Raw genomic sequence first — 12,057 nt, 5'->3', positions numbered from 1 at the left:
ACAGTACAATCTCTAATCTATTATTCATGTTGGTTTTTGTCGGCCTATGTCTACTTTACCACTTTTTAATTTTATTGTCCGATTGTTTTATTAAATAAAATAAAAGCCTAACAAGAGTAAGTTAGACTTTAGCTTTTCTTCTATATAAAGGTGTGAGAGCTTGTGTTTGATCGATGTGAATATAAGCGTCATAACGTTCTGGTACATTGGTTGGTACATAATTTCCTAATTGTTCATACATTGGATTATAACTCACTCCAATTGCTCGATGGCCTACTATTTGTTGAAATAACCGTTTATTTTTGTGAGTAAACATTAAGAATTTATTAAATGCACCTGCTTGATGTAAGATATCTTCCCAACTATTTTCTATTGCTGGTGGAACTTGCATGACTTTCATCTCATCTCCCCAACTATCAGCAGCAATTACCGTTCCTTCATACGTTCCGAAACCGACGATATACACTTGATCGTCGCCGTAAGATTCCCTCATTAATTGACCAACGTTAACAAGTCCTTCATCAGCCATAGGGGTTGCTCTGGCATCCCCAACATGTGTATTATGTTCCCAAATTACACCTTTAGCCGATAAGCCATAATAGCTTGAGATAATATTAACAACCTCAACCATATGACGATCACGGATATTCCAAGAGTTATCATCGTGCGTAACCATTGTTCGATAATAATTTTCAGCATTATCCATAACTAATGAATTGATTTTCAAATTTAAGGTTTCTTCTCCCCCTTCAATTAATTCATTGTCACGGAGTTTTTTTAATAAATTCATTAATTCTTCTAAACAATCTTCACCGTAAAGTGCAGCCGCTACCCCATACTTTTGTGCATCTCTGTGATAAGGCTCGAAGCAATTGAATGCTTTTTTTGCATCTGATGTAATCGAAGAACCAATACTATCTAAATAATCAATTACAGCCTCCATTGATTCCCACAAACTGTATACATCCATTCCATAAAATCCAATCTTATCTTCATCGTCCTGTGTATCATTATAGGACCTGAGCCATGTAATGAACTCTACCATCTCTTCATTTGCCCACATCCAGCTTGGCCATCGATCGAAGGTTTTTAGTATTTTTTTAGCGTCTTCTTCTAAACTTTGACCTTTTATATAACGATTTACTTCAAAACAGGAAGGCCAATCTCCCTCAACTGCAATAAAATGAATCCTTCTATTCTTAATTAACCACTTCGTCATTTCCGCTCTCGTCGAATAAAATTCAGATGTGCCATGTGTTGCTTCACCTAATAGAAGAAATTTGGCATTGCTAGCCTCTGTAAGCAAAGGTTCTAAATCTCTGCTCGACTCAAATCGAACTGAATGTTCGACAATGAGATTGTTTAATTCATCTTTTCGCATAAGCACACACCTCCTATAATTAGTATGACCACCCTACTCACTGTTTATAGATGAATTTTTTTTGCCTTGTTCTTCGGATCGGTAGGGAGTATACCAAAAGAGTGAATCCACATGAATTCACTCTACGCACCAAATTGATTTATTATGTTAATTCAAAATGGCAGTTGGTTTCTCTACATTCCCGCTGATTGTGATTGCTTAGCTTGACGTTTACTTAATAAGTTTATTCGACCTCTTAAGACAACGAAAAGTAAAACAAATAATTCCCCAAGCATCCCCACTGATTGCGCTAGTGCTCCAATCACACCATTCCAAAATGGAAAGAAACTTGCTGTAATTAATAGAACCAAAAACGTGATGATAAGATTCGTCGCTTGCGTTAAAAGCATGAGTTTCGTTTGATCTCGAATTAATAACAACCCGTTACAAAAGTCAATGCAAGGGAAAACTAATGTCATTAATAAAAAAATTCTAAGACATTGCATACTTGCAGTGACCAGGCGTTCATTTGCACCAAGCACATGTTCAAGAAACCATGGACCTAGCGATGTAAAGCAAAATAAGGCTAAAATAAAGGAAGGAATAAATCCGATCAACAACGAAAACTGAATCACTTTTTTGGGATTTTCTTTATAAAAAGTTAGAACAATTTGATGAACATACGTAAAAAAGCTTAGAATGAGCTGAGTGATACTAAGAGCAAGTGCATAAGATGCAATTGCAAGCTCTATTTCACTCGTTTTTCCTAAAAAAGCGTTAATGAATGGACCCACCATGACGATAATAAGTGAAGACCAAATTAAAGGGTTATAAAAACGAAATACTTGCTTTTTTGTTGTAATCGCGTGATTTACATCCTTTTCTTTCATCTTCTTAACTAGTATTCTGCCTTCTAGGTAACTTACTAGGCTTTCAACCATCATTCCTGCTAGAAAAATATAAGCTCCGCTACTTGCGGTAATAGTACCCGAATCAATAAAATAAAGTGATAACAAGTACATGACGATTAATCGCAACACCATTCCAATGGTGAGCCATTTTGTTTGTCGATTTAAAATAATTACCCCTTGAAATAAACAACGAATAGCCGAAAAAAACGTAACTACAATTAAAATCTGATACACGTCAACGATTTGACTCACCATTGCCGGATCTGCGCCGAATAATTCGGTAAATACCCATCTACCAATCGGACTATAAGCAATTGTTGTGGAGATTATCATAAGGCCAATTAACACATATAAGCCGACCATTGACATCGCTTTGAACGATACCCTATCTCGTACTAAAGCTGAACAAGTATGACGCAATAAGACCCCTAAGCGCTCAGTAATCCCAAATAGACTCATGGCAATTACATAGCTTGCAATAATTACTTCGGGTTTCTCTGCCCTAGCTAACGTTCCATTAATTATAATATGGGAAAATGTGACTAAGCTTGCCGATAATCCTAAAGGAATAAAAAACAGTAAGAGCTTACTAACCGGTAACGAAGATGTTTGATTCATAAGACGACTCTTCTTCCCTTTTTAGATTTAACAACGTTGTTAAAATTACTAACAATTTTTACAATCATTTAACTTAATATTATCACACGCTTTATCTAATTCATATATACTTGCTACCCAAAATTAAAGAATGAATGTAATTGTAATGGGTATAGTACGAAGAGGAGGAGGGTTATGATGGATCACATGATTAATGAACTTGCTACATGGCTCGAAGCGGGTAAAGGACATACATTGATTATTCATAAAGGAGAACGAAAGCAAGGGGAAATAACTGATATTGATAAAATCAAGCTGGATCTTGAGGACATTTCGGTAAGGCGAATTGAACGGGAAGATCCTGACGGTTATTTAGCTAATGCTGAAGTGCTTCTACATGGACTTGGTGAAATTAGTACGGACCAAGGAACAATGCCTTTACCACAAAACATATTCGAAATTCCACTGCTTGGTGATTTTCATTCCTCAATTGTCGAGGACGGACTTAAAATCGAAACAGAAAAAGCGATTTATAACATCTATAAATAAGGGAAATAAGGGACTGTCACAACAGCAAAGGGTTGTGTCCTAAGGTTTAAACCACCCGTTTGACACAACCCTTATTATTAAGCTGAAAATTTATAATTAATCTGTTTAGACTTGTAATTTGCAATTTTACATTTTATATACGTTTCCGACAACTCAAATTCTTCTGCTACTGTAACTAGTGCACCGTAATATGTTTTGGTTTGTGCCATTTCTTCCATGATTAGTAAATCAAATATAACAGCATCTATATTTTCTTCCAAAGTAAGTATGTATTGATTTTCAGCCATTAGTCGTGCGATTTTAAAAATAAATTCAGAGCTTTTATTAAAGGTAAACTGGAATTCAATTAGTGATAATCCACTTGTAACAAACGTCTTTATCTCTTCTAGAAATAATATGTTTTTATTCATTACATCATCACTCCTTTTTATACCCTCATCTTAACACCATTAGCTAAATTTTGAAAGCGTTTTCAATAAATTTAGCTAAACTATTTTTACTCCGACTTGTTCAAATTTAAATTGACCCATTCACGAGCCTTCTCCCCACTCTCCCATAAGGAATCAATTGAAATATCATCAAACATAGGTTTTACTTTATTCTCTAAAAATGAATAGTCTATTTTTGTGGACTCTATCCCTAATTGAAAAATGTCTTCTGGTGATGAATGTAAAAAAAGACTTACTCCAAATATCAGAATGCAAACCCCAATCACCAATTTAATTAACTGCTTCAAGAAATTGAGCACGAAAACTCCGATAACAAGAACCCCAAAAAGAATAAAAAATTGTGGGTTTGAAATGATTGATTCAAGTATTTCCATAGTCAGTTCCTCCAAAACTTGTGTATACTACAGTGTGTACGTATTATACATATGTATACCTTAAATTGGTATAAAGATAATTATTAGCTAGGGGGAAACTGTTGTGTTTGATCCAACGATATTTGATAATATAAAGGTTGTCTTGGAGGGAATGATTTATGACTTTGACCTAGCTAATGAAATCATTGTCACGAGTCGCGAGGATTCTGTCGATTTAGCAACCATGTCCCGGAAATTTGCGATGCAATTTCAGCTTCAAGATTATCCACATGCTCTTCCTTATGCTGAGGTTAGTTTGTTTTCTTCGATAAAAGATTTTTCATTAGAGATGCTAGACCATGATGAGAAAACTGCAGGGTGTGTGCTTGAGATTAATTTCTATTCAACGGTTTCAAATGTGGATGATGATTGCCACCATATTGAAAAAGAGCTTTCTAACATTTGGAACGGACGACCATTTATTAACCAACAAATTTCCTTTAATTTTCGACAGAAACAGAAATTAATGAATAAAACCAATTTAAATTTCAAACGTAAAATTAACGAAGGGCAAATCAATGATTTCAAAGAAATTATTGACCATTGCCTCGAATCTTTAGAATTTTATAGTGAAAATTACAGTGAAAATGAATAAATAATGGAGCTGATTCTTTGGACATCATTTGGTGGAGTCTTATAATTTTATGTTTTTTTGCAAGTTTCATTGGCTTACTTTACCCGATTATCCCATCTGTAGTCATGATTTGGGCAGGGGTACTACTTTATCACTTTCTAGTTTTTTCCGATGCTTTAACATGGTGGACCTGGGGAACACTCCTAATGTTAACGATTGTCTTATTCGTTGTTGATTACATCGCAAATCTCTATTTCGTTAAACGATACGGGGCTTCTAAATGGGGAATGCGTGCGGCAACGATCGGATTAATTATCGGAAGCTTTATTCTTCCCCCTTTCGGCATTTTACTTGTGCCTTTTGCTCTTGTTTTGATAACAGAACTTATTCAAAGAAACTCCATACCCGACTCATTAAAAGTTGCCTTTGGTACATTTATTGCCTTTCTTAGTAGTACTTTTGCCAAGGCGGTTATCCAATTAACAATTATTCTGGTCTTTGTTATTGATATCATTTTCTAAAGTTGAATTCTTCGAACCGAATTGCCTTCTAAAGTCTTACTCAGATTTTAGAAGGCTTTATCTCCTTATCAATCCAATTTTTTCATCCTATACTCTCTTCTAACTTAGGTCATTCTAATATAAGAATTAATTTTTAGGAGGCCATCATATGTTACCAACCACGACAACTAAACCAAAAACCTATTGTAACACTGAATACGACAAGCTAGAGCAGGTTGTTTTATGTCAACCTAAGTACATGACTATTAAAGATTTGATTAATGAGACTCAGAAGCATTTTAAAAATGAAGGAATTCATATTGAACTTGCTATGAAGCAGCATAACGAGTTTGTGAAAACATTACAAGCACATGATATTGAAGTCATTCTTTTACCAACACTAGAAAAGTATCCTGAGCAAGTTTTTACAAGAGATATTGGCTTTACCCTCGGTCAAACAATATTTGTCGCAGAGATGGCAAGTGAAGTTCGTCAGGGTGAAGAGGACATTTTAAAGAAATGGCTTGAGGATTCTCTGACTTCTTACTACAATATCGTCGGGGACCGAATTGAAGGTGGCGACGTGATTATTGATCGACACAAGATTTTCGTTGGACAGAGTGACCGCACGAATAAAGAAGCGATAAATCATCTTCGTTCACTATTACCTAATTATGAAGTGATAACGATTCCATTTACTGAAAAATACCTTCATCTTGATTGTGTGTTTAACATTATTTCTCCACACGAAGCTATTTATTTTCCTAATGCTTTTACAAAAAAAGAAAAAGGAATACTCGAGCATCATTATGACTTAATCGAGGTGAATGACGAGGAGCAATTTACTCTTGGTACAAATGTGCTATCAATTGGCAGTAAAAAAATCATTAGCTTACCCGTCAACAAACATGTGAATGAACAACTACATGCACGTGGTTTTGAAGTGATAGAAGTTGATATTACGGAGATTATTAAATCAGGTGGGTCATTTCGATGTTGTACTCTGCCGACTCTTCGTAGTAAGAGTGAATTTTAAGTGTAAGAAAGGAGAATCTGTACTTTCTCTTTTCCGTTACATAAAGTCGAAACTATAACAAATAATAAAAGCAGAAGTGAGGTGAAAAGGCATGAAATCAAAGTCTGCTGAAAAAGCTGAAAAGCCTTTACAATGGTGGCAACTGTCTTTGCTTGGCGTTGCCTGTACGATTGGTACCGGTTTTTTTCTAGGCTCAAGTATTGCAATAAGTATGGCAGGCCCTTCTGTAATCTTATCATTTGCTCTTGCAGCCTTAGGAACATATTTTGTTTATGAAGCCTTAGCGAAAATGACTATTGCCGATCCTCAAAAAGGTTCCTTTCGTTCCTATGCAAAAAAAGCTTATGGTCGGTGGGCTGGCTTTTCAAGCGGCTGGGTTTACTGGCTATCAGAGATGCTTATTATCGGTAGCCAAATGACCGCCCTCTCCATTTTTTCGAGATTTTGGTTTCCAGGGATTCCCTTATGGGTGTTTGCAAGCATCTATGCTGTTTTAGGACTACTCGTTATCTTGGCAGGACCAAAAGGCTTTGACCGCGTTGAGAACTTACTAGCCGTATTAAAAATTGCGGCAATTCTTATGTTCATCGTATTAGCTATTGTTGCATTATTTGGTTTATTTGGAGGAGGAACGGAACAGAATGTAATTCCTAGAACATATGATGGGTTTTTCCCAAATGGTATTTCTGGATTTCTTCCCTCACTTATATTTGGCTTTTACGGATTTGCAGGAATTGAAATCATGGGTCTCTTGGCGGTCCGTTTAAAAAATAAACAGGAGGCACCTAAATCAGGCAAGGTTATGCTATTACTATTGGCGGTTATTTACATTTCATCAATTAGTCTTTCTCTAATAATTGTAAATTGGAATAACTTTAACCCTGACCAAAGCCCCTTTGTTTCAGCGTTAAATAATTATAATATTAAGTATGTACAGGATATTTTTAACGGTGTTTTTATCATTGCTGGGTTCTCAACAATGGTTGCCTCTCTTTTTGCGGTCATTCGAATTCTGGTAACATTAGCAGAAGACAAAGATGCACCGGCAGTTTTCTCAAAACGTATTAAATTTGAAATCGCTCTCCCGGCGATAGTCCTAACAACAGGAGGAATCATCGTTTCCATTATTCTTTCAATCGTCATGCCCGGACGAATTTACGAGTATATAACCACCGCAGCAGGGCTTATGTTGTTATATAATTGGTTTTTCATTCTTGGATCCTACGGACGATTATTTGAACAAACAACGATGGATAACATTAAACGTTACTTAGGTTTCGCTCTTGTTTTATTAGCAGTAACAGGAACTATGTTTCATCATACAAGCCGACCAGGTTTTTATGTGAGTCTTGTATTCCTCATTGTTATTGCACTTGTAACGTTTATTATGCAACATATGTGGAAGAACGATCCGGAAGGCGACGAAAAAGCTATCGGAACCCTCTTTACGAAATTAAAATAATATTCTACACGCCTGTATACCGAAGTAAACACCAAATCCTATTAAAGAAAGACCAGAGAGAATTGATACCGTTTTTAATAGCTTCGTTGTTAAAAATTTTCTCATTCCACTTGCGAGTCCTGCCATCGTAACATCCCAAATGGCAATTCCGAGAAAAATCGCACCACAATATAGAATAAGTGTATTTGTATCATATTGTGTGACTGTTTTAGCAAGAATAGAACCGAAAATTCCAAGCCAAAATAGAATGGTTAATGGATTAAACAATGACATGAAAAAGCCTGAGAAGAAGGATTTCACATGAGATTCCTTCTTTGATCGTGATAGATTTATCGTGATGTTTTTTGCGCCAAGCAAGCTTTCAAATCCCGTGTAAACCAAAACGAAGAAACCAAATAACCATAAAAAGGCCTGTATAAATGGAATTTCAATTAAATGAACAACACCGAGAAAAACGAACAACATATACACGCCATCCGCAATCGTTGCTCCTAATCCCACAAGCCAAGCATGAACAAAGCCATTCTTGATACCTCGATCAATTTGTGCAGCATTAACAGGGCCTATTGGGGCAGCTAACGACAAACCGAGTAAAATATAACTTAATAAAACAGTCATCAAACCAACCTCCATCAATCAGTCAGACGGACAAACCGTACCGCTTGTACATCCTATTCAGAAGAACAAGCATTTACGACAGAAGATTTAGAATGACAGTTTCTTTGTTTGTTATAAATAAAAAGAGGGTTGTATCATAAGGGTAAAACCGCCTTATGACACAACCCTCTCTAGTTTTTATAATTGGACATTTATTTGGGATTGACCTGGATCTGGGCTTAAGCGCAACCCAAACCCTTCTCGGTTTAGGGATGCTCCTGTCACACTAGACACCTGGTCTATTCCTCGCAAAATCACACTCCAATTTTTAGATTCTCCTGTAAGGTTCAACACGATTTGATTTCCAGTTCTCTCCGCATTAAACTGTAAACTCTCCACACCGTCCACGGAGTAAACTTTTGCTATCGCTGTTTTAACATCTTCTAATTCAAATATATGGAACTCTACTCCGTCCGTATAGTCATAGTCCGGCTTTGTATCTTCCTGGCCTACAGCAATAATCGTATTGGCACGAATATATAACGGGAGACTATGGTAATCATGAGGCTCCTTTTTCCAAACGCCGCCTTTTACCTTCTCATTTGTAAGAAAGTGAGTCCATGTCTCGCCATGTGGTAGATAATAATCAGCAATACCCTCTTCATTAAATATAGGCGCTACAAGAATTGAGTCTCCAAGCATATATTGTCGTTCTAAATAATCACTCGTTGGGTCACCATTAAATTCAAGGACCATCGGGCGCATCATTGGTATACCTTTTAATGCAGAACCATTTGCCTGAGTGAATAGGTATGGCATTAGTCTACACTTTAGTTTTGTAAAGTGCCGAAGAACACTCACGGCTTCTTCATCATACAACCAAGGAACACGATACGAGCGACTTCCATGTAATCGACTATGACTTGATAACAACCCAAATGCTATCCAACGTTTATAAACATCCGCTGTTGCATTACTTTCAAACCCACCAATATCATGACTCCAAAATCCAAATCCTGACATCCCAAGAGATAGCCCGCCACGAAGGCTTTCTGCCATCGATTCGTACGTTGCAGAGCAGTCTCCACCCCAATGTACTGGAAATTGTTGACCGCCCGCTGTTGCTGACCGAGCAAATAAGGCTGCTTCTCCTTTCCCTAATTTTTTTTCAAGTACCTCAAAAACAACTTTATTATATAAAAGGGTATAATAGTTATGCATCTTCTTTGGATCTGAGCCATCATAATAAACCACGTCCGTCGGTATGCGCTCACCAAAATCTGTTTTAAACGAGTCTACTCCCATATCAACAAGCTTTTCAAGTTTTTCTGCAAACCATTGGCTCGCATCAGGATTTGTAAAATCAACAATTCCCATACCAGGTTGCCATAAATCCCACTGCCAAACATCGCCATTTTCCTTTTTAACAAAATAGCCTTTTTCCAACGCTTCATCGAACAAATGGGAACGCTGAGCAATATATGGATTAATCCATACACAAATCTTTAAACCTTTATCTTTTAAACGGCGAAGCATCTCCTCTGGTTCAGGAAAGACACGCTCATCCCATTCAAAGTTACACCAATGAAATTCCTTCATCCAAAAACAATCAAAGTGAAAGACATGTAACGGCAAGTCACGCTCAATCATCCCATTCACAAATTCATTTACCGTCGCTTCATCATAATTTGTTGTGAATGATGTTGTTAACCATAATCCAAATGTCCACGCAGGAGGAAGAGCTGGTTTACCTGTTAATGTTGTATAATTCTCTAGCACATCCTTGATTGTGGAACCACCAACTACATAATAATCAAGGTATTCGCCTTCAACACTAAATTGGACCTTTGAAACCTTCTCAGATGCAACCTCAAGAGAGACGTTTTCTGGATGATTAATAAACACCCCATAGCCTTTATTAGTAACATAGAAAGGAATATTTTTATAAGATTGCTCGGAGCTGGTGCCACCGTCCTTATTCCAAATATCAACCGATTGTCCGTTTTTTACAAAAGAGGTAAATCGTTCACCAAGACCATAAACACACTCACCTACTCCAAGAGATAATTCCTCTTTCATGTAAGTGTTTACATTTCCCTCTTTTACATAGCCCATGCTCTTTAGTCCACTTTGTGTGAGATGCTTTCCTTTATAATCAAACAAAACAGACCATACATCCTTTTTTATCGTCGCAGTAACATCTCCACTTTTAAAGCGTAAAGACGAGTCATCTTCCTCGATAGAAATGACATGGTTGCTTTCATTCGTAATCGCAAAATGAGGACCACGAATCTGTTTACCTTTATGATGATAAATTTGAACACGAATCACATCAGCTATTGGCGAAGACAACTTTACCTCTATTAATGGGGTATCGAGCTCACCAGATCGATTCACAATTGGCTTTGGTGGAGCAAACACTGTTAATGAGTCTGAGCGTTTGGTTACATCATGGACCTCGACTGGACTAATTACTTCATATTGTTCTCTAATTAACCATTGACCATCTGAAAATTTCAAGAATATTCACCCTTTCGTTGTTTTCAACTCTACTTATAAGTACAATAATATAGTAGACAACTAGGTAAATCTTTAAGAATTCCATCAAAAAATAACACAATTCTGATATTATAAGGAGTAAAAATGGAAAAGTCGTTGTTACATGAGGCGAGAGTTCACGGAGACCCAATGTTTCAACTTGGGGTATACGAAGTATCTGAATTAAATAATCAAGTGATCTTTGATTGTCATTGGCATTACGAACTAGAATTTGTTTACTTAGAAAAGGGAGAGGCTTCCTTTCAAATAGGTACAACCCTGCACCAATTAAAAGCCGGCGAGGCCGTGTTTGTGCCGTCTGGTGGACTACACGCAGCTTATCCACTTAATAACTCTGAGTTTAGACTATACGCCATAGTATTTGATAGTAATTTTCTGAGTAGCTTCTCTTATGATGCCATTCAACACAAATATTTAGACTTACTTAACACTGAGTCGCCATTTCCAATCATTAGTCAAACCAATTCTTGGGAGAAGAATATTATTCACTATCTTCAAAAAATTATTAGTCTTTTTCAAACCAGAGATATTGCCTATGAATTAGAAATTAAAGCGGATTTGCTGTTAATTTTTTCATTATTTATCAAGCATCATTCTACTAAACTAGTAGCCTTTCGCGACCCAATTGAACAAGAAAAAATTGCGCGCTTAAAACAAGTTCTTCAATTTATACAAGATAACTATCCACACAAATTAACGATTTATGAGTTAGCCACTCTTGTTCGAATGAGCGAGGGTCATTTTAGCCGTTTCTTCAAATCATTGGTCCATAAAACGCCGATTGGTTATATTAATAGCATTCGAATCAACCATGCTACGAGGCTTTTAAAAGAAACCGATCGAAAAATAGTGGATATCGCCATGGACGTGGGCTTTGAAAATCAAAGCTACTTCATTAAAACCTTTAAAAAACAGAAAAAGTGCACCCCTAATAGCTTTCGAAAAATGAACTTACAGTAAAGAAGCGGACCCACTCCGAACCTAAAGTCCTTTCCTCTTCTGTGAACAAGGTTTGATATCCTTTGAAACTACGGTAATCACTTAACTTTT

The 12,057-nt window shown here is 36.6% G+C and carries 12 protein-coding genes; 6 read left to right on the top strand and 6 right to left on the bottom strand.

The annotated features are described in order from the left end of the window. Positions 1 to 121 precede the first annotated feature (121 nt). Together CEF19_RS18140 and CEF19_RS18135 are read right to left on the bottom strand one after the other, a co-directional pair. The gene (locus tag CEF19_RS18140; RefSeq protein WP_100407368.1) at positions 122 to 1,381 is read right to left on the bottom strand and encodes an erythromycin esterase family protein; all 1,260 of its coding nucleotides are present in this window, start codon (positions 1,379 to 1,381) and stop codon (positions 122 to 124) included. Positions 1,382 to 1,554: 173 nt separating this feature from the next. Continuing rightward, entirely contained in the window at positions 1,555 to 2,889 is a 1,335-nt protein-coding gene (locus CEF19_RS18135; RefSeq protein ID WP_100407367.1) for a multi antimicrobial extrusion protein MatE, read from the bottom strand. 174 nt (positions 2,890 to 3,063) lie between these two features. Between CEF19_RS18135 and CEF19_RS18130 the strand changes: the two genes are divergently transcribed. Then, positions 3,064 to 3,417, top strand: coding sequence for a protein YmzB (locus CEF19_RS18130; protein WP_100407366.1), 354 nt, complete (start codon positions 3,064 to 3,066; stop codon positions 3,415 to 3,417). A gap of 77 nt (positions 3,418 to 3,494) precedes the next feature. Here the strand turns inward: CEF19_RS18130 and CEF19_RS18125 are convergent, their stop codons facing one another. Together CEF19_RS18125 and CEF19_RS18120 are read right to left on the bottom strand one after the other, a co-directional pair. Continuing rightward, positions 3,495 to 3,827, bottom strand: a complete 333-nt coding sequence (locus CEF19_RS18125) for a hypothetical protein (protein ID WP_100407365.1) — start codon at positions 3,825 to 3,827, stop codon at positions 3,495 to 3,497. Positions 3,828 to 3,913: 86 nt separating this feature from the next. Next, a complete protein-coding gene (locus tag CEF19_RS18120; protein WP_100407364.1) occupies positions 3,914 to 4,240 on the bottom strand; it encodes a hypothetical protein in 327 nt (108 codons plus the stop codon). A gap of 103 nt (positions 4,241 to 4,343) precedes the next feature. Between CEF19_RS18120 and CEF19_RS18115 the strand changes: the two genes are divergently transcribed. From CEF19_RS18115 to CEF19_RS18100, 4 genes are all read left to right on the top strand, one after another. Next, the gene (locus tag CEF19_RS18115; RefSeq protein ID WP_100407363.1) at positions 4,344 to 4,874 is read left to right on the top strand and encodes a hypothetical protein; all 531 of its coding nucleotides are present in this window, start codon (positions 4,344 to 4,346) and stop codon (positions 4,872 to 4,874) included. Between the two features lie 17 nt (positions 4,875 to 4,891). Further along, a complete protein-coding gene (locus CEF19_RS18110) occupies positions 4,892 to 5,374 on the top strand; it encodes a DUF456 domain-containing protein (RefSeq protein ID WP_100407362.1) in 483 nt (160 codons plus the stop codon). 148 nt (positions 5,375 to 5,522) lie between these two features. After that, a complete protein-coding gene (locus CEF19_RS18105; RefSeq protein ID WP_100407361.1) occupies positions 5,523 to 6,389 on the top strand; it encodes a dimethylarginine dimethylaminohydrolase family protein in 867 nt (288 codons plus the stop codon). A 91-nt stretch (positions 6,390 to 6,480) separates the two neighbouring features. Next, entirely contained in the window at positions 6,481 to 7,851 is a 1,371-nt protein-coding gene (locus tag CEF19_RS18100) for an amino acid permease (protein ID WP_100407360.1), read from the top strand. Here the strand turns inward: CEF19_RS18100 and CEF19_RS18095 are convergent. Together CEF19_RS18095 and yicI are read right to left on the bottom strand one after the other, a co-directional pair. Next, the gene (locus CEF19_RS18095; RefSeq protein WP_100407359.1) at positions 7,843 to 8,469 is read right to left on the bottom strand and encodes a LysE family transporter; all 627 of its coding nucleotides are present in this window, start codon (positions 8,467 to 8,469) and stop codon (positions 7,843 to 7,845) included. The two genes, CEF19_RS18100 and CEF19_RS18095, sit on opposite strands and share 9 nt — an antisense overlap. 177 nt (positions 8,470 to 8,646) lie before the next feature. Next, entirely contained in the window at positions 8,647 to 10,968 is a 2,322-nt protein-coding gene (gene yicI / locus CEF19_RS18090) for an alpha-xylosidase (protein WP_100407358.1), read from the bottom strand. A gap of 123 nt (positions 10,969 to 11,091) precedes the next feature. Between yicI and CEF19_RS18085 the strand changes: the two genes are divergently transcribed. After that, positions 11,092 to 11,967 (top strand): helix-turn-helix transcriptional regulator, encoded by an 876-nt coding sequence (locus CEF19_RS18085; protein ID WP_100407357.1) that lies wholly within the window; start codon positions 11,092 to 11,094, stop codon positions 11,965 to 11,967. The last annotated feature ends 90 nt before the right edge of the window (positions 11,968 to 12,057 follow it).

The sequence above is a fragment of the Bacillus solitudinis genome, assembly GCF_002797395.1.
In the GTDB taxonomy this organism is placed as follows: domain Bacteria; phylum Bacillota; class Bacilli; order Bacillales; family Bacillaceae_D; genus Halalkalibacter_A; species Halalkalibacter_A solitudinis.
This window is presented reverse-complemented; position numbering and strand designations above follow the sequence as displayed.

Coding starts and splice junctions, on each gene's coding strand:
- CEF19_RS18085 (WP_100407357.1), top strand. CDS start 11,092: ATGGAAAAGTCGTTGTTACATGAGGCGAGAGTTCACGGAGACCCAATG.
- CEF19_RS18125 (WP_100407365.1), bottom strand. CDS start 3,827: ATGAATAAAAACATATTATTTCTAGAAGAGATAAAGACGTTTGTTACA.
- CEF19_RS18135 (WP_100407367.1), bottom strand. CDS start 2,889: ATGAATCAAACATCTTCGTTACCGGTTAGTAAGCTCTTACTGTTTTTT.
- CEF19_RS18130 (WP_100407366.1), top strand. CDS start 3,064: ATGATGGATCACATGATTAATGAACTTGCTACATGGCTCGAAGCGGGT.
- CEF19_RS18140 (WP_100407368.1), bottom strand. CDS start 1,381: ATGCGAAAAGATGAATTAAACAATCTCATTGTCGAACATTCAGTTCGA.
- CEF19_RS18105 (WP_100407361.1), top strand. CDS start 5,523: ATGTTACCAACCACGACAACTAAACCAAAAACCTATTGTAACACTGAA.
- CEF19_RS18095 (WP_100407359.1), bottom strand. CDS start 8,469: ATGACTGTTTTATTAAGTTATATTTTACTCGGTTTGTCGTTAGCTGCC.
- CEF19_RS18100 (WP_100407360.1), top strand. CDS start 6,481: ATGAAATCAAAGTCTGCTGAAAAAGCTGAAAAGCCTTTACAATGGTGG.
- CEF19_RS18120 (WP_100407364.1), bottom strand. CDS start 4,240: ATGGAAATACTTGAATCAATCATTTCAAACCCACAATTTTTTATTCTT.